Origin of the sequence: Rhodopseudomonas sp. BR0G17 (assembly GCF_010907025.1) — a bacterium.
In the GTDB taxonomy this organism is placed as follows: Bacteria; Pseudomonadota; Alphaproteobacteria; order Rhizobiales; family Xanthobacteraceae; genus Rhodopseudomonas; species Rhodopseudomonas palustris_H.
Map to the genome: position 1 here is coordinate 45,019 of NZ_QUML01000013.1, position 17,479 is coordinate 62,497.

Sequence of the window (17,479 nt, forward strand, 5' to 3'; positions counted from 1 at the left end):
TGATCGTCGCGCCTTCAATGACTCGAGGAGGCGCGTTCAGGGTCGCGGAAGAGGCGCCGATCAGGCGCGCTTCGGAACGCCCAAACCGTTGTGCAGCCAGCTGCTCCACGATCGCGACAGCGTCTCGCTGACCGTCCGGCCATCCGTGAACAACATCTCGCGGGCATTGCTGACGGCCCCCTTCAGATCCATCCACATTTCCTTGAGATTGGCCAGAATACCGTTCGTGCCGTCGAGCACGCGATGGCTCTTCAGCTTGGCCAGCTCGATCAGAGACTGCTGGATCTTGGCGATCGACCGCGCGATCCGGCCGATTTCATCCGAGCGGCTCAGCGCATGGATGCGAACGCTGGTGTCGCCAGAGGCGAGGCGTTCCACGTCCTTCTCCAGTTCGCCGAGCGGGGCGAGCAGGCCACGCGAAATCCGGGTGCCGACCAGACCGACCACCGCGAAGACCACGACACCGGCGAGCAGCAGCATGGTGCGGGCAGCGCCGACACCGTAATCCGGAGTCGAGGTGACCACCGTCTCCGAAGCCTGAACCACCAGACCCTGACCTTCGTACGACGCCGGCATCACCACCGGCCCGGCATCCTGCTGCATCACCAGCATGCCGACGATGCTGCCGTCCGCGGCGCGGACTGGCGACAGCGTCGCTCCCCCTTGGCCGACCAGGCGGTCGAGCGACGCAACGCTCGCAGCCTGCTTGGCATGGCTATCGGTGACCTTGTGCAAGACCATTTCGCCGACACCACCGATGGCGACCGAGGCGAACAGCGTAATTCCCAAGACGAGGATCGAGATCTTCTGGGCTAGGTTTCGGTTGGACAGATCGAATTGCATCGTAGTTCTCCAGCTTTCTTCAATTAGGGGCGGCTTGCCCCCTAAGGTGAACAGCGTGAACAACGCTTTACTTATTAACGTTAACGATTTGCTAACTCCCGCGTAGACCTGCTTGGGACCACGCTAAGAAAACGCCTCACGCTGGAACGGTGAACGAGCGCTGGTAACCAGGCACTCGTTCGAGAGAATCGCGAATCACCATGAGCCAATTAGCCGTCTAACTCTTTGATTAAACAGGTAGTTGCTCAGTAAAACACGATCCGTGGAATCAGTTTTGCTCCGATTCGCGCGGCTGTAAATATACAGAGAAGTCAGTACCGGCGCTTGCCCCGCGACAATGGGAGTACGCGAGCTTCACTCTTTTAACGGAGCGATGATCGAGCGGTGTTCGTTTACTAATTCCCGACACCAGACATACCGCCCCGCCGGTCACCGGTCATGCCGAAGTAACAATCAGCGACAGCGCTGCCTCGCGGCTTGCGCAGTCGCGCGAAGCTCATGGTCATCGCCTGGACGCCGATCCGGGCGACTTCATCCGGCGAACGTTCCGCCCGCGCAGGCCAGCTGACGCGCCGCGACCCTATGCCGCTGGCCATGCTGCGCCGCGGTCCGGCGCCACCGCCCGAACGTGGCGACAGATGCGAATGCTTCGTTTTGATCCAGAGCAAAGACGAGTCTCCGTTTCCGGGGCTCCCTTCGCACCGCGGCAACGGCGCTGCCGGCTTTTCGACGGGCCAACAGCCGCGCGAGGCGATCCAATCCCTGCTTCCCCTCGGCAGCGGCCATGGTCTCATCGCACTCGTTCAGCAATCTGCTTTTTTGGTCGAGGGCAACCAGATCGAGTGCGTGCCGTGCATACTGAAAGCATTGTCTCGACTGTTATTCCGCATCTCGTCGTCAAGCACACCTCCGCCAGGACCCGCGTTGCGCAGGATCCGGCGGAAGCTCGCGCCGCGGAACTCGCCCGACTCCTGATCGCGCCGAACCTCGCCGACGCGTTCGACCTGATCGACAAGTCACTGGCGCGGGCGTCGTCGCCGACCGCGTTGTTCACCGGACTGTTCGAACCGACCGCCCGCAGCCTCGGCAATCTGTGGAGCGAAGACGCCTGCAGCGAATTCGAAGTCACGATCGGCCTCTGCCATCTACAGACGGCGATGCGCCGCATCAGCTTCGATCTGTTGTCGGCGCCGCTGGCGCGCTCGCAGCCGCGCAGCGTGCTGCTGGTGTCGCAGCCCGGCGAGCCGCACTCGTTCTGTGCGGCGCTGCATGCCGAACTGCTGCGACAGGCCGGTTGGAACACCGTGAGCGAATTCCCCGACACCGATCGCGCGCTGTCGGATCTGGTCGCCAACGGCTGGTTCGATGCCGTCAACATCTCACTGTCGCCAGCGCTGCGCCGCGAGCACTGGCTGCCGCGGATGGCCGAGACCATCCGCAAGCTGCGCGCCGCATCCCGCAATCCGGCGCTCGCAGTGGTCGCCAGCGGCCGCGTATTCGCTGAACGCAGCGACGCCGTTGCTCTCGTCGGGGCCGATGCCGCGACAATCTCGTCAGTGCAGATCGAGCGCTGCCTGATGCGCTCGTTGCTCAATCGCACCGCGCGTCCGGCGGCAAACTTCGCCTGGATCTGATCTCCGCCGCACCTTTCGTTCATCTCGCGGCCGCTTCGGATACCGAGGCGGCCGTTGCGTTGAGTCGCACCTGGCCTCTGTGTTGGCCGGATTGCCAACTCGCCCGACTCGCGCCCCACCGCCATATTCCAATCGTGCGTCCGTGCTATCGGTGATGCCTTCAGAGGGGCTGGTCATGCAATCCGAAACGAAATCCTATCCGTTCGATCACCTGCCGATGATCGACTACGACGCCCACCCGGCCTATGGGCGCGTGATGTCGATGCCGATGCTCGGTGCGCGGCTGAAGGCGATCACGATTTTCGGTTACGGATTCTGTCTCACCACCGCGCAGCGGATGATCGACGTCGAGCACCTGCCGCGCCCCGCCGAGGCCGGCAACCGCTTCGTCACCACGCTGCGCAGCCTGCCGACCTATCTGCGCCTGATCATGCTGCAGCGGCTCGGCCGGTTCAGTGCGGGCTCCGCCTACGCGCCGAAGACCGAGCGCGGCACCGCGGTGTTCGTCCCGCTCGCCCGCGACGGCTTTGCCGCCGTGCAGCTCGGTCCCGACAAGATCGTCGAACTGCGCAACCAGCTCGACGCCGCGTTCAAGACACTCGAACATCGTGTGGCGATTCCGGGCGATCCGGATTCGACGCGCGTGGTGATCGATCCGGCTGCTGCTCCCGACCTTTACAAATGGCTCAACCAGATCGCCGCCGACGCCGGTCTGACCGAGGCGGCCAGCGGCTATCTGAAGCGTCCGGTCGGCATCGGCCGGATCGCCGCCGAAGTGACCGAAGCATCGAGCGGCGCGCTGTCGAGCCCGTTCGCCGATGTCAGCGTCGACGCCTCGCCATGCGACGGCTTCAAGGTCGACACCGGCTACAACGTGCTGAAGATGGTGGTGTATCTCGGCGAGACCGGCGCCGCGAACGGCCCGCTCACCTATGTGGCGGGCAGCAATCGTGCCGGCCGCCGGTTCTGGGACGCGATGATCCGCCGCGCCAATGATCTGTGCGGCCTGTCGTCGACGCTGCCGGCCGCACGCGAGACGTTCTACGCGCTGCCGGCCGGCCTGCAGCGCAAGGCGACGTTCGGCACCGATCTCGTCGCCGACAGCAATTTCACGGCAGCCATCGCCGAGAACCAGGTTGCGGTGACCAGCAGCCAGGGCAATGCGGTGATCTACGATCCGGCCGGCATTCACCGCGACGGCGCGCCGAGCCAGGGCCGGCGCAGCGCCGTGATCGTCACCTTCACCGAACTGCCCCGCTAAGGCGCGGACCAACGCGGCGGGGGCTGATCAGCGCCCGCCGAAAGCTTTCAGCGCCGCCGCCAATTCAGGATGGCTGGCGGCGTGATCAGCTACCGGGATGCCCGCGGCGATCGCGTCCCAAGCCTGCCGGATCGACGACGCCCCCGCGGCCGGGCCCATCGGGTGGCCGAACACGCCGCGGCCAGGCACAAAGCCGAAATCCGCGCTGCCGACCTTGCGATACACAGTCTCCAGCGTCGCCGCAGAGTCGCTGCCGCCCGGCACCGGCAGACACGGCTTGATCGGTCCCATCGGCTCCAGGCAGGCGCGGATGCAGTCGAGCACCTCGTGCTCCGGCGTCATCATCCGTGGACCGAAGCCCGGCATGATCACGACGTCGAAGCCCGCCAAACGCTGCAACCGCGTCATCACCCGCGAATGAATGCCGTAATTCGCCAGCCGGCTGAACGCGGCGATGAACGGGAAATGTGCCATCAGCGGCACGGTCGCGTGCTTACGCAGCATCCGCACTGCGGACAGCCCGACAGGCATCGCATTGACCAGCAGCGCGCCGGCTCCCTTGGCGACCGCCACATCGTGCAGCTCGGTCAGCCGATCAACCTCGTCAGTGATATTGGCGAGATAGATTTTTGGCACACCGGTTTCGTCAGCGGCCCGACGGCAGGCATCGCCCAGCAGCGCGGCGCGCTCGGCCAGCGGACACCAATCGACATCCGCCAGCATCTCATCGTCCTTGGCGATATCGAGACCGCCGGTCCAGCTCTGATAGCCGAGCTCGGCGAACGGCTGCGGCGGCAGGCCGATATTCGGCTTGATCACGCCGAAAAAGATCGGACGATCGAACGCCTGCAGTCGCTCGCGTAAGCCTGCGATGCCGAAGCGCGGACCATCGAACGCTGCGAGATACGATTCGGGGAAGCGGATGTCCTGCAGCCGGATCAGCGGAATGCCCGGCGAGAAGAACACGCCCTCGCCGCACACGGCCGACAACAGGTTGGGAATCTTTGCGCCGAAATTGCCGTGCGGATGCGCAATGGTGACGCGGCAGGCATGCACCTCGCCGCGCGCGGCGCACTCCACCGGAATGCTGAAGCCCGACGGACGCGGCTCCGCCGACAGCTCCAGCACCTTGGCGGCGAAGCGCGGACGGAAATCTTCGTCGAAGCCGACGCGACGCCACTGCGCCGTCGACTGCTCGCTGCACAGATGCGCCGCGGCCTCACGCGGATCGCCGGCGCATTCGAAATCGAAATCCAGCTCGATGTATTGGTCGAGGTCGAGATCCGTGCGCTTGGCGTAGAAGCCTGCGATGTCGTCCGGCGTCATGGCTGATGACCTGTTTGGTGATACCGCTGCGGTCATACGCGGGCGCGGCCCGCGTATCTATCCGGAATACCCCGTTCTTTCGGTGGAGGCGCAGGCGCGCGAAGCGCCTAGCTTAACCGATGATCTGCAGCTCGACGCCGCGACGCTCGCGCGGACCGTCGAGCTCGATGAAGAACACCGACTGCCATTCGCCGAGCACCATGGCGCCATGCGCCACCGGGATCGTCTCCGACGAATTCATGAACAGTCCGATCAGATGCGAGTGCGCGTTGTCGCGGCCGTCGACCGGATCGAGATTGTGCAGATAGTCGCCGTCGCGCGGGGCGAACCGCTTCAGAAACGTCAGCATGTCGCGCTCGAGCTTCTCCTCGCGCTCGTTGACGTTGATCCGCGCCGTGGTGTGCAGGCAGCTCACTGTGACCAGACCATCCTTGATGCCACTGGCGGTGACGAAGCGGCGGACCTGATCGGTGATGTCGATCAGCTGGATCGGCGCGGTGGTGGCGAGTTCGATGCGGTGACGTTGAATCTGCATGGCGACGTCCTGACTGGAACCACATGAGTGTTAGCCCGGTGCCCACGTCGGGGCAACGCACGGCGGTGCCGCATGCGCGACATGCGATCCGGTCGCAACCTGGCACGACCGTAACTTGACAGCGCGGGAGGCCTTCGCGATGACGCGCTGTTTGCATCCCTGCGTGTTGACGGAGCCCGCAGCGCCCAGTTCGATCTTCTTGCCCCGCCAGGACCACGATTCCCGATGAGACCGGCCTATCGCAGCGATATCGATGGCCTGCGCGCGATCGCAGTGCTGCTGGTGGTTGGGTTCCACGCCTTTCCGGCCGAGATCCGCGGCGGCTTCATCGGCGTCGACGTCTTCTTCGTCATCTCGGGCTTTCTGATCACGTCGATCATCTGCCAGGCGCTCGACCGCGGCGACTTCAGCTTCGCGACGTTCTACGCCCGCCGCATCAACCGCATCTTCCCCGCACTGCTACTGGTGCTGGTGGCCTGCGCGATCGGCGGCTGGTTCCTGCTGTTTCCCGTCGATTATCGCGACGCCGGCAAGGCGATCGGCTTCGGCGCTGCATTCCTCGCCAACATCGCGCTGCTGCATGACGCCGGCTACTTCGACACCGCCTCCGAGCTGAACCCGCTGCTGCATCTGTGGTCGCTCGGCGTCGAGGAGCAGTTCTATCTGCTGTGGCCGCCGGTGATTATTCTAGCTTGGCGCTGGAAGAACGGCGCCGTGGTGGCTGCAGTGGTGATCCTGCTGGCTTCGTTCGTCACCAATCTGCTGCTGACACCGGCGCATCAATCCGCCGCGTTCTATCTGCCGGTGACCCGGTTCTGGGAGCTGATGACCGGCTGCCTTCTGGCGATCGCCACGGCGAACCGCGCGGCGCCATTCGCGCAGCACGCCGTCACGCTGCGCAACATCGGGGCGATCGCCGGTCTCGCGCTGATTGCTACCGGTGCTGCCTTGATCGACCGCAGCCGCGCTTTTCCGGGCTGGTGGGCGGTGCTGCCGGTGCTCGGCGCCGCGCTGCTGATCGGCACAGGCCCTAGAACCTGGGTCGGACGGTGGCTGCTCGGCAATCGTGCCATGGTTTATGTCGGGCTGATCAGCTACCCACTGTATCTGTGGCACTGGCCGGTGCTCGCCGCGATCCGGATCGTGCGGCTCGGCGAGGAGCCGCCGCCGCTGATGAAGCTGATCGCGGTCGTGGTGGCGTTCGGGCTCGCCGATTTCACTTACCGGTTCGTCGAGCCGAAGATCCGCTATCGGCCGACCCGCGCCAAGACCGCCACCGCTTTCGCCGGCGTCGCGCTTGTCGGACTTCTCGGTGCGGGTATCTACTTGGCGAGCGGCTTTCCGGCGCGCTTCAGCCCCAGCGTCCAGATCGTCACCCGCGATCACCAGGCCGAGGCGATGCCGGCGTATCGGCTGAAGAGCTGCTTCCTCAGCTCGGGCTCGACCTTCGCACGCGAGTGCGATGACGCTGCATTGCCCGGTGTACCGAGGATCACACTGTGGGGCGATTCCCACGCCGCGCATCTCTATCCCGGGCTGCGCGCCTGGCAGGAGAGCGAAGGCGGCTTTGTGCTGTCGCAATACACCACCGCGGGCTGTCCGCCGATCTTCGGCTACGTCAGCGTTCAGACACCGGGCTGCACCGCCGCCAACGCCAATGCGCACGAGCGGCTGAAAGAGATCAAGCCGGACACAGTGATCCTGGTGGCACGGCAGTGGCACGACTACGACGGCGCCGACCGCGATCCCGCGGCGATCGACGCGATGATCAAGGCGACGCTCACTGAACTGCGTAGCATCGGCATCCAGCGGATCGTCGTGGTGGGGAAATTTCCGAGCTGGCGAACACCGCCGAAGCGGATTTTGGCGCAGGCCTACCGGTCCGAGGCCGCCGGCCTGATCTCCGCATCCGAGATCCCTACGCGCGACGGCCCACCCCGGCTGGATCGCTCAGAAGCCGAATCCAATGAACAGCTGCGCGCTTTCTTCGCGGCGCAAGGCGTCGAGTTCATTTCGCCGACGCCGGTCTATTGCAACGATCAGGGCTGTCTGCTCGCCGTGCCCGGCAGCGGCACGCCGGTGACGTTCGACGGCAGCCACCTGACGATCGCGTCCTCGCAATTCTTCGTCAGGCAGATCGCGAAAGAGCTGCTTGGCCGCTAGTCTAATCCTCAGGCCGGCAGGACCGCCGCGCAGGCACGGCCCGCGACATCGGCCGCCGACGGATCGCGCGTCACCAGCGCCATCACGATCGCGCCGTCGATGACCAGACCGAGCGTGTGGGCGACTTCGGTCGGCTGTTCGATCCCGGCTTCGGCGCACAGAGCGGTGAGACGATCCAGCACGATCGTCTTGTGCGCGATCGCCAGACTCCGCATCCGATCGTCGTTCTTGTCGGATTCGCCGACCGCATTGATGAACGGGCAACCGTAGAAGTCGCCGCGGGTGAACCATTCTTTCAGCGCCGGGCCGATCCGTCCCAGCCGCTCGCGTGCGGTTCCGCCTGGCCCATCGATCGACTCCAAGAACCAGCTACGCCAGCTCTGGCCCTCGCGCTCCAGCACGGCTTCGACGAGGCCATCCTTCGAGCCGAACAGCTTGTAGAGGGTGGTCTTAGCGGTGCCGGCTTGTTCGATGATCGCGTCGACGCCGACCGAATTGATGCCGTAGCGGCAGAACAGACTGCGGGCGCTGTCGATCAGCCGCTCGCGCGGCGACAGCTTCGCCTCGAGGGCGGGATCGATCACGAGGTTCGCAGCGTCTGCCATGGTTCGGCACATAGCGTGACATTTCGGACTGCGCAATCGAGGAAACCGAATGGTCTGTTCACAGCCCCGGATTTGCCGCTGAAGCAGGCAGTTGCCGCGTCATGTGATCGCGAATGCGTCGCGCCTCAGGAATAGGCACCTGCCCCCGACGCCTCCTCTCTTGATTCCGCTGCGGTTTTTGCAGTGCGGGACTTTGGCACGGTTCGTGCTGATACAGAACGGTCTGTATCCAAAAGCGCTGTCAGCCGAATGGCAGCAGAGGAGATCCCATGACGAAAGCCGCTACCGCCGTGACCGCCTGCCTAACCCCCGACAGCCCGACCGCCCTGACCGGCTGCCTTACGCCGATCGACAAGGCCGGCCTCGACGATCTGATCGCCAAGGGCAAGGCCGACCCGACGGTGATCAAGACGCTGAAGTGCAAGACCATCGCCGAGGGCCGCTTCCGCCACCTCAATTTCATCCGCTCGCTGCCGCCCTACGTGGTCGATGAGCCGCCGGGCCTGCTCGGCGACGACACCGCGCCGAACCCGTCCGAAGCCTCGCTCGCCGCGCTCGGCTCGTGCCTCGCAGTCGGCATCCACGCCAACGCCGTCGCTAAGGGCATCACCGTCTACAAGCTCGAGATCGAGCTCGAAGGCGACCTCAACATCACCGCGGTGTGGGGCACCGGCGACCTGTCCGACAAGCCAGTCGGCTTCACCGATGTGCGCGCCAAGGTGAGCTTCGAAGCCGACCGTCCGCGCGAAGAACTGGAAGCGCTGGTCGCGCATGCGCGGCTGTGGTCGCCGGTGGCCAACACCTTCTCCCGCCCGGTCAATCTCGACGTCGCGATGGCCTGACCAAGCAGCCCCACCAAACGGACGAGAACAACGATGTTGGATGTCCAGTCAGTGAGTAAAGGCGACGCCACGGTGCTGCCCGGCGCCGAAGTCGTCGAGGCGGTGCGCGCGCTGGCGGCGCGCGAACTGCCGCCGCTGGTCAACACCATCGACGTCGACGGCCACTATCCGGAAGCTCAGATGCGCGCCTTCGGGCGTCTCGGCGCCTACGCGCATCATTTGCCGGGAATGAGCCCGAACGTCGATCTGATGACCGCGATCAACGCGATGGCGGCGGCCGGCGAGCACTGCCTGTCGACGTCGTTCTGCATGTGGTGCCAAGACGCGCTGGGTTGGTACATCTATGCGTCCGACAATCAGCATCTGCGGACCAGTGTCGGCCCGCAGATCGCCAGCGGCGCAGCACTCGGCGGCACCGCGCTGTCGAACCCGATGAAATCATTGTTCGGGATCGAGCCGATGCGGCTGAAGGGCCGCCGCGGCGACGGCGGCTACGTCGTCAAGGGCTTGTTGCCGTACGTCTCCAACCTCGGCGCCGACCATTACTTCGGCGCGATCTTCGAGGTCGAGGACGGCGACAACACCCGCAACGTGATGGCGGTGATTCCTTGCAACGCGGAGGGCGTGAGCCTCGCCGACAATGCGAAGTTCACCGCGCTCGACGGCACCCGCACCTTCGCGGTGCAGATGCGCGACGTGGTGGTGCCCGAAGCTTGGGTGCTGGCCGATCCGGTTGATCCGTTCATCAAACGGATCCGCGCCGGGTTCATCCTGCTGCAGGCCGGCATGGCGTTCGGCCTGATCCGAGACTGCCTGCGGCTGATGCAGCAGACCAAGGCGCCGCTTGGCCACGTCAACAAATACCTCGACGTGCAGCCCGAGCCGATTGCCGAACAGCTCGAAGCAATGGAGGCCGAGGTCGCGCGCCTCGCCGCGACCCCGTTCGAGGACGACCTCGGCTATTGGCGCGCAGTGATCGAGGCACGGCTCGCCGCTGGCGATGCCTCGGTCGCGGCGGCGCATGCGGCGATGCTGCATTGTGGGGCGCGCGGCTATGTGGCCGGTGCCGCCGCGCAGCGCCGGCTGCGCGAGGCTTACTTCGTCGCCATCGTCACTCCGGCCACTAAGCAACTCCGCAAGATGCTCGCGGACATGGCGCACTAGCCCGCGAGACGCCATCGCGCGGCCCGCGCCAGGCGCGGGCTGCACCTTCAACGCTCGGCTCCAGGGAACCGCCCTGGAGAGCACTCAGACAACGACGTCTTGACCCAACAACGAGCACTGGAGCGACTGATGACTGACAAGGTTCTTGTATCGCCCGTCGAACTCTCCGAGATGATCGCCGCCGGCAGCACCGTGGTGATCGACACCCGCGACCCGGCAACTTACGCGGCAGGGCACATTCCCGGCGCCGTCAATATCCACGACATCTTCACCTATCTCGCCACTTCGACCCCAGAAGGCATTGCCGAGATGCGCGACAAGTTCGCGGCGATCTTCGGCGCCGCCGGCCTGTCCGGCGAAGAGACCGCGGTGATCACCGAGCAGTCGATGAACACCGGCTTCGGCCAGTCGTGCCGCGGTTATGTGCTGCTGAGCTACCTCGGCTATCCTAAGGTCAAGATTCTGCACGGCGGCACTAGCGCCTGGGGCGCCGCCGGTCTGCCGACCACCACGGACGTGCCGACACCGGCGCCGAAGACCTTCAAGGTCGACCCGGCCGCCGCATCGATCCTGGTCGATCTCGAAGGCATGAAGGCGGCGGTCGGCGATTCCAGCAAGGTGAAGCTCGATACCCGCGACGTCGACGAATGGGTCGGCGAAAGCTCCTCGCCCTACGGCAAGGATTTCTGCCCGCGCAAAGGCCGCATCCCCGGCGCGGTGTGGATCGAGTGGTACCGAATGATGAAGCCGTCGGCGGCCGGTCCGATGTTCAAATCACCGAACGAGATCCTCGCCGAATGCGCCACGGTCGGCATCACGCCGGACACACCAGTGGTTCTGTACTGCTTCAAAGGTGCGCGCGCCTCCAACACGCTGGTCGCCTTGAAGGAGGCCGGCATCAAGGACGTCAGCCTGTACTTCGGCTCCTGGAATGAATGGTCGCGCGATCCGTCGCTGCCGATCGAACAGGGTCTGCCCTACGCGGCACAGCCGCTGATGGCAGCGGAGTAATCGCGCCCCGGCACCGGCCGCGTCTACCGTGGCCGGTGCCGTCCCTTCCCGATCTCCACGATACGAAGGAGCGGCGGCCGCATGCCGGCATATCAGTCGAAGAAGTCCTGGCCCGGCGCACACATCGCGATTCAGGGAGTCAGCCATCGCTATCGCCGCTCCAGCAGCAACGTACTCAACACCATCGATCTCGAGATCAAGCCGTGCGAGCAGCTCGCGCTGGTCGGCCGTTCCGGCTGCGGCAAGTCGACATTGCTGCACATCATCGCGGGCCTGACCAAACCGACGACCGGCGAGGTCCGTATCGACGGCGCGCTGGTCGAAGGCCCATCACCGCACTGGATCGTGATGTTCCAGCAGCCCAACCTATATCCATGGATGAGCGTGGCGCAGAACATCGGGCTCGGCTTGAAATTCGCCGGCCGCCCGAAGAAACAGATTGCCGCCCGCGTCGATGAGTTGCTGCACCTCGTCGAACTCGATGGCTACGGCAGCCGCAACGCGCAGGATCTGTCCGGGGGGCAGCAGCAGCGCGTCGCACTGGCGCGGTCGCTCGCCGTCGATCCCGAAGTGTTGCTGCTCGACGAGCCGTTCTCCGCACTCGACGCCGTCACGCGCCGCGCATTGCAGCGCGACGTCCGCCGCATCGCCGAGGAGATGAAGATCACTCTGGTGATCGTCACCCATGACATTCCCGAAGCAGTGGCGATGGCCGACCGCGCCGTAGTGATGGCGTCCGATCCCGGACGGATCGCCGAGACGGTGGCGATCGAGATTGACCGCCGCGATTCAGATCCGGAGCTCCGCGCAACCGGCGTGCAGGCCGCGCAGGCCAAGCTTCAGGTCGCATTCGAGCGCGCAACCGGCCGCGCGCTGCACGGCGGCCCAAGCCCGGCCCTCGCTGAATCCGCCCCGCTCAAGATCGTCGCCGCCGGCGCCCGCTAACAGGAGACCTCCATGTGCATCAATTGCGGAGATGACATCGTCCATCCCGAAGACGACCGCTTTCGGATCACCCGCCGACAGACGCTCGACATGCTGGCCGCGGGCGGGCTAGCCGCGTTTGGAACGATGCTGGGCGGCTTCGGCCAGGCGGCGCGCGCGGCCGACGATGACGTGGTTCGGATCGGCTATCTGCCGATCACCGACGCCACCGCACTCCTGGTCGCGCACGGCATGGGTTACTTCAAAGACGAAGGACTCGAGGCCGAGCGCCCGACGCTGATCCGCGGCTGGTCGCCGCTGGTGGAGAGCTTCGCGGCCGGCAAGTTCAATCTGGTGCATCTGCTCAAGCCGATCCCGGTGTGGATGCGATATAACAACAATTTCCCGGTCAAGATCATGGCTTGGGCTCATACCAACGGCTCCGGCGTCGTGGTCGGCAAGGAGGCCGGGATCGAGTCGTTCAAGGACCTCGGCGGCAAGCAGGTCGCGGTGCCGTTCTGGTACTCGATGCACAACATCGTGCTGCAATACGCGCTGCGCAAATCCGGCATCAAGCCGGTGATCAAGAGCCAGGGCGAGCCGCTCGCCGCCGACGAATGCAATCTCCAGGTGATGGCGCCACCCGACATGCCGCCGGCGCTCGCCGCCAAGAAGATCGACGCCTACATCGTCGCCGAACCGTTCAACGCGCTCGGCGAAACCAAGGCCGGCGGCCGGATGCTGCGCTTCACCGGCGACATCTGGAAGAACCACCCCTGCCGCGTCCTGTGCATGAACGAGGAGGTGACGAAGAAGAAGCCGGAATGGACCCAGAAGGTGATGAACGCGCTGGTCCGCGCCGAGATCTACGCAAGCGCCAATAAAAAGGAGGTCGCCAAGCTACTGTCGAAGGACGGCGCCGGCTATCTGCCGCTGCCGGCCGAGGTGATCGAGCGGGCGATGACCTATTACGACGACAAGGCTTATGGCGAGACCAACGCCATCACTCACCCCGAGTGGAAGCTCGGCCGCATCGACTTTCAGCCGTGGCCGTATCCATCGGCCACCCGGCTGATTGTCGAGGCGATGAACGACACCGTCGTGGCCGGAGATACGACGTTCCTGAAAAAGCTCGATCCGGATTTCGTCACCAAGGATCTGGTCGACTATGCGTTCGTCAAGCAGGCGATGACCAAATATCCGGACTGGAAGAGCTCGCCGAGCGTCGATCCGGCCGACCCGTTCACCCGAACCGAGGTGCTGGCGCTGTGAGTCTCGACCTGACCCTCGACGACACCGCCGCGATTGAGCCATCGCGGCGAGCCGACGGACACCTCGCCGGCCATGCACGCAGCTTCGGCTATGTGCTGCTCGGCATCGCCGCGCTGCTCGCGGTATGGTGGATCGGCGGGGCGCTCATCGCCGCCAATCCTCGCACCGCCAGCTTTGCCGACTTTGCGCCGCTCCCGACCTTTCAACGGCTGTGGTCGATGCTGGCGTCGGGCGAAGCAGCCAAGATGGCGCTGCCGAGCTTGGCGCGGATCGGCGGCGGGCTGGCTTGGGCGATCGTGCTCGGCGTGCCGCTCGGCATCCTGGTCGGGCGGTTCAAAGGGATGCGGCAAGCCAGTTCGGTGCCGTTCCAGTTTCTGCGGATGATCTCGCCGCTCGCCTGGATGCCGATCGCCGTGATGGCATTTTCGAGCTGGAACGGCGCGATCGTATTCCTCATCGGCGTCGCGGCGATCTGGCCGATTCTGTTTTCGACCGCGCACGGCTTCCGGCGAATCGATCCGGCCTGGTTCAAGGTCGCCCGTAATCTCGGCGCCCGACCCTGGCACATGCTGTTTACCATCATCGTGCCGGCAATCCTGCAGGACGCGCTCGCGGGAATCCGGCTCGCCGTCGGCGTCGCCTGGATCGTGCTGGTGCCGGCCGAATTCCTCGGCGTCACCTCCGGGCTCGGCTACGCCATCAACGACGCCCGCGATACGCTGGAATATGACCGGCTCGCCGCCACCGTGGTGATCATCGGCCTGATCGGTTTCACGCTGGATTTCCTCTGCGAACGTGCCGTCCGCCGCGCGAGCTGGGCGCGGGAGGAGTAATTCGGATCGGCCGAGCGGCACACGCCCGGCCACCGATTATCGCCGGGTCCCTGCGCCGGCGATGCAGCGGGCTCCGCGCGGTATCATCCGTGCGAGGCCCGATTTCGTTGCGGCGATCTAAAGTTCAGGGCGAGCGTCGGGCAAATCACAAGTCTGCTCGGCGCATTGCGCGCGCGAACAACTGCCGTCACGACAAGTGGATCAATAGACTGGAAAAGCAATCGCCTAGTCTGGCGGATCTCTGGAGCGGGCGAAGGGATTCGAACCCTCGACCCCAACCTTGGCAAGGTTGTGCTCTACCCCTGAGCTACACCCGCATCCGAGAAACGGCGCGCCGTGGGCACGACCGTGGGCAGTCGTATGCCAAATGCCGCGAGCGATTGCAACAGCCGTTCGACATTTCATGTGCCGGCTTTTTGCGGATCGATGACCGCCTGAGAGATTTTGCCTCAAATGCGACCAAGCGCGCGGCGTACGGCGCCGACAGCCACCGCATAAACGATCCGGCCGGCTCGCTGGCGAACACCGACGGAGCACCGGTTCCCGTTGCAAATTGAACTTCTGGCGCCATCTAGAGCGGGGGCCGTGCTAAAACGGCGAACCCGACGGACAACAGCGAGGACGACGTGACGATTTTGGAGCAGGGCAGCGGTGCGGCGCCTCAGGCCGCCGATCTGATCAAGGACACCACGACCCAGACCTTCGTCCGCGATGTGATCGAGGAATCCAAGCGCCAGCCGGTTCTGATCGACTTCTGGGCGCAGTGGTGCGGTCCGTGCAAACAGCTCACCCCGATCCTGGAAAAGGCGGTTCGGGCCGCGAACGGCAAGGTCAAGCTGGTCAAGATGAACATCGACGAGCATCCGTCGATTCCCGGCCAGATGGGCATTCAGTCGATTCCGGCGGTCATTGCCTTCGTGGACGGCCGTCCGGCCGACGGCTTCATGGGCGCGGTGCCGGAGAGCCAAGTCAACGCCTTCATCGAGAAACTGACCGCCGGCATGCCGGGCGGTGCGCCGACCGCCGCCGAGCTGCTGCAGGAAGCCGAAGCGGTGCTGGCGGAGGGTGATGTCCAGACCGCGGCCTCGATCTATGCCGAAGTGCTGCGCGCTGACGGCACAAACATCCAGGCCATCGCCGGACTGGCCCGCTGCTATATGCAGACCGGCGCCACCGAACAGGCCAAGAAGACGCTCGGGCTGGTGCCCGAGGCTAAGCGCGAGGATGCCTCCGTCAAGGCCGTGCAGGCGATGATCGATCTTGCCGAACAGGCACAGTCGCTCGGGCCGATTGCCGAACTCGAACAGAAGGTCGCGGCCGATCCGCTCGATCATCAGGCGCGATTTGATCTGGCGATCGCGCTGAACGCCGCCGACCGGCGCGAGGATGCCACCACGCACCTGCTCGACATCGTCAAGCGCGACCGTAAATGGAACGACGACGGCGCCCGTAAGCAGCTGGTGCAGTTCTTCGACGCCTGGGGACCGACCGACGACGCCACCGTCGAAGGCCGCAAGCGGCTGTCGACGATTCTGTTCTCGTAATCGAAATTCAAAGCGCGGAGCCGGCGATGCCGATCAATGCCGCCTATCGCGGGCCAGCCGACCTTCCCGAAGTGATTCCAGTGTTTCCGCTTGCGGGAGCGCTGCTGCTGCCGCGTGGCCAGATGCCGCTGAATATCTTCGAGCCACGCTATCTGGCGATGATCGACGATGCGCTGCGTGACGGCCATCGGCTGATCGGCATGATTCAGCCGGATACGGCGCATTCATCCGAGACCGCCGAGAAGCCGTCGCTGTTCAACGTCGGCTGCGTCGGGCGAATCACCCAGCTCGCCGAATCCGGCGATGGCCGCTACATCCTCGAACTGACCGGCGTCTCGCGCTTCAAGGTGGTCGAGGAGCTGGAGGTGCTGACGCCGTACCGGCAGTGCAAGGTCGACTATTTCCCGTTCGTCGACGATTTTACCGCTCGCAAGGGCGAGGATGAGGTCGATCGGGAGACCCTGCTGTCGGTACTGACCGACTTTCTCAAGGCCAACAACCTCAAGGTCGATTGGGACGGCGTCGAAAGCGCGCCAAACGAAGCCCTGGTCAACGCACTGGCGATGATGTCGCCCTATGGGCCGGCGGAGAAGCAGGCGCTCTTAGAGGCGCCCGACCTCAAGACCCGCGCCGAAATCCTGATCGCCGTCACCGAGATGGACCTCGCCAAGAAGCGCACCAGCGGCGACCCGCCGCTGCAGTGACGACACAGCAATTTGCGCGGGCGCGTTGACGGCGCCGCTCTGCTGTCCGATCAAGCCCGACGCGAGCCCGTTGTTCTGGAGCCTGAAGCTATGACCATTTCGCCGTCCGAGCGGCCCGACACCGTCGACCGCAAGCTGCTCGACATCCTGGTCTGTCCAGTCACCAAGGGACCGCTTGAGTTCGATGCCGCCCGCCAGGAGCTGATCTCGCGGGGCGCCAAGCTGGCCTACCCGATCCGAGACGGTATCCCGATCATGCTTCCGGAAGAGGCACGTCGACTCGACTAACGCCCCGCCGCGAGTGCCGCGAGATCCGGCGCCGTCACCCCGCGCTGAAACGCCAGCAGATCCAACGTCGGCGGCTCGGCTCCGGTCAGGATCGACAGGCAGGCGTGCGCCTGGCCACGGTGGTGCGTCTGGTGATTGAAGACGTGACAGAGAATCTCGGCGCGCGGCTGATGGAAGGATTTGCCTGAGGTCGTCGCGTAATCGACCATTCCGGCAAACGCGGCAGCATCGTGGCCGTCGATCATCTCAATGATGCGCTGGTCCTCCGCGGCACGGGCACCCGCCAGCGCACGAAGATCTTTGAACAAGATCTCATCGAGGCGGGTTGGCGCCTCGCCCGCGCCGGTCAGTCGCTTCAGCCAGATTCGGTCGGCCACCAGCACATGATTCAGCGTGCCGTGCAGGCTGCCGAAGAACACACCGACGCTGCGGCGGTAGACGTCATCGGGCAGCGCCAACGCGGCCTGATAGAGCCGGGCGTTGGCCCAGCGGTTGTAAGCAGCGAATTGTGCAAAATGGCATCCATCCAT

17 protein-coding genes and 1 tRNA gene are annotated in these 17,479 nt (G+C 64.9%); 12 read left to right on the forward strand and 6 right to left on the reverse strand.

Going from position 1 to position 17,479, the window contains the following annotated elements:
- Window positions 1–60 precede the first annotated feature (60 nt).
- Window positions 61–843 (reverse strand): HAMP domain-containing protein, encoded by a 783-nt coding sequence (locus DY467_RS12360; protein WP_107342502.1) that lies wholly within the window; start codon window positions 841–843, stop codon window positions 61–63.
- A gap of 851 nt (window positions 844–1,694) precedes the next feature.
- Here DY467_RS12360 and DY467_RS12365 point away from each other — a divergent pair.
- Entirely contained in the window at window positions 1,695–2,477 is a 783-nt protein-coding gene (locus DY467_RS12365) for a cobalamin B12-binding domain-containing protein (RefSeq protein ID WP_234820061.1), read from the forward strand.
- Window positions 2,478–2,652: 175 nt separating this feature from the next.
- Window positions 2,653–3,738 (forward strand): hypothetical protein, encoded by a 1,086-nt coding sequence (locus tag DY467_RS12370; protein ID WP_164636372.1) that lies wholly within the window; start codon window positions 2,653–2,655, stop codon window positions 3,736–3,738.
- A 27-nt stretch (window positions 3,739–3,765) separates the two neighbouring features.
- Here DY467_RS12370 and DY467_RS12375 read toward each other — a convergent pair whose 3' ends face one another.
- Together DY467_RS12375 and DY467_RS12380 are read right to left on the reverse strand one after the other, a co-directional pair.
- Complete coding sequence (locus tag DY467_RS12375) at window positions 3,766–5,064, reverse strand: RuBisCO large subunit C-terminal-like domain-containing protein (RefSeq protein WP_164636374.1); 1,299 nt, start codon at window positions 5,062–5,064, stop codon at window positions 3,766–3,768.
- A 112-nt stretch (window positions 5,065–5,176) separates the two neighbouring features.
- The gene (locus DY467_RS12380; protein ID WP_164636376.1) at window positions 5,177–5,599 is read right to left on the reverse strand and encodes a secondary thiamine-phosphate synthase enzyme YjbQ; all 423 of its coding nucleotides are present in this window, start codon (window positions 5,597–5,599) and stop codon (window positions 5,177–5,179) included.
- Window positions 5,600–5,824: 225 nt separating this feature from the next.
- Here DY467_RS12380 and DY467_RS12385 point away from each other — a divergent pair, with 225 nt between their 5' ends.
- Window positions 5,825–7,762, forward strand: a complete 1,938-nt coding sequence (locus DY467_RS12385; protein WP_164636378.1) for an acyltransferase family protein — start codon at window positions 5,825–5,827, stop codon at window positions 7,760–7,762.
- Window positions 7,763–7,770: 8 nt separating this feature from the next.
- Here the strand turns inward: DY467_RS12385 and DY467_RS12390 are convergent, their stop codons facing one another.
- Complete coding sequence (locus DY467_RS12390; protein ID WP_246701534.1) at window positions 7,771–8,367, reverse strand: TetR/AcrR family transcriptional regulator; 597 nt, start codon at window positions 8,365–8,367, stop codon at window positions 7,771–7,773.
- Window positions 8,368–8,636: 269 nt separating this feature from the next.
- On the opposite strand from DY467_RS12390, the gene DY467_RS12395 reads away from it, so the two are divergent.
- The 6 genes from DY467_RS12395 to DY467_RS12420 all read left to right on the forward strand — a co-directional run bounded on the left by DY467_RS12395 (window position 8,637) and on the right by DY467_RS12420 (window position 14,413).
- The gene (locus DY467_RS12395) at window positions 8,637–9,209 is read left to right on the forward strand and encodes an OsmC family protein (RefSeq protein WP_107342510.1); all 573 of its coding nucleotides are present in this window, start codon (window positions 8,637–8,639) and stop codon (window positions 9,207–9,209) included.
- 33 nt (window positions 9,210–9,242) lie between these two features.
- A complete protein-coding gene (locus tag DY467_RS12400; RefSeq protein ID WP_164636382.1) occupies window positions 9,243–10,373 on the forward strand; it encodes an acyl-CoA dehydrogenase family protein in 1,131 nt (376 codons plus the stop codon).
- Between the two features lie 129 nt (window positions 10,374–10,502).
- A complete protein-coding gene (locus DY467_RS12405; RefSeq protein WP_164636384.1) occupies window positions 10,503–11,384 on the forward strand; it encodes a sulfurtransferase in 882 nt (293 codons plus the stop codon).
- Between the two features lie 81 nt (window positions 11,385–11,465).
- Window positions 11,466–12,329, forward strand: a complete 864-nt coding sequence (locus tag DY467_RS12410; protein ID WP_164636385.1) for an ABC transporter ATP-binding protein — start codon at window positions 11,466–11,468, stop codon at window positions 12,327–12,329.
- A gap of 12 nt (window positions 12,330–12,341) precedes the next feature.
- The gene (locus DY467_RS12415; RefSeq protein ID WP_164636387.1) at window positions 12,342–13,580 is read left to right on the forward strand and encodes an ABC transporter substrate-binding protein; all 1,239 of its coding nucleotides are present in this window, start codon (window positions 12,342–12,344) and stop codon (window positions 13,578–13,580) included.
- Window positions 13,577–14,413 carry an ABC transporter permease gene (locus DY467_RS12420; protein WP_164636389.1) on the forward strand — a complete coding sequence of 279 codons (837 nt, stop codon included), beginning with the start codon at window positions 13,577–13,579 and terminating at the stop codon, window positions 14,411–14,413. The genes DY467_RS12415 and DY467_RS12420 overlap by 4 nt, the downstream gene beginning before the upstream one ends.
- A 242-nt stretch (window positions 14,414–14,655) precedes the next feature.
- On the opposite strand, the gene DY467_RS12425 is transcribed toward DY467_RS12420, so the two are convergent.
- Window positions 14,656–14,730, reverse strand: a tRNA-Gly gene (locus tag DY467_RS12425).
- Window positions 14,731–15,039: 309 nt separating this feature from the next.
- Between DY467_RS12425 and trxA the strand changes: the two genes are divergently transcribed.
- The 3 genes from trxA (at window position 15,040) to DY467_RS12440 (ending at window position 16,949) form a co-directional block, all read left to right on the forward strand.
- Complete coding sequence (gene trxA / locus DY467_RS12430; protein ID WP_107342516.1) at window positions 15,040–15,957, forward strand: thioredoxin; 918 nt, start codon at window positions 15,040–15,042, stop codon at window positions 15,955–15,957.
- Between the two features lie 26 nt (window positions 15,958–15,983).
- Window positions 15,984–16,661: an LON peptidase substrate-binding domain-containing protein gene (locus DY467_RS12435; RefSeq protein ID WP_107342517.1), complete on the forward strand. Its 678-nt coding sequence runs from the start codon at window positions 15,984–15,986 to the stop codon at window positions 16,659–16,661.
- A 90-nt stretch (window positions 16,662–16,751) separates the two neighbouring features.
- Window positions 16,752–16,949, forward strand: coding sequence for a Trm112 family protein (locus DY467_RS12440; RefSeq protein ID WP_107342518.1), 198 nt, complete (start codon window positions 16,752–16,754; stop codon window positions 16,947–16,949).
- On the opposite strand, the gene DY467_RS12445 is transcribed toward DY467_RS12440, so the two are convergent.
- Window positions 16,946–17,479: a DinB family protein gene (locus DY467_RS12445; protein ID WP_164636479.1), complete on the reverse strand. Its 534-nt coding sequence runs from the start codon at window positions 17,477–17,479 to the stop codon at window positions 16,946–16,948. The genes DY467_RS12440 and DY467_RS12445 overlap by 4 nt on opposite strands.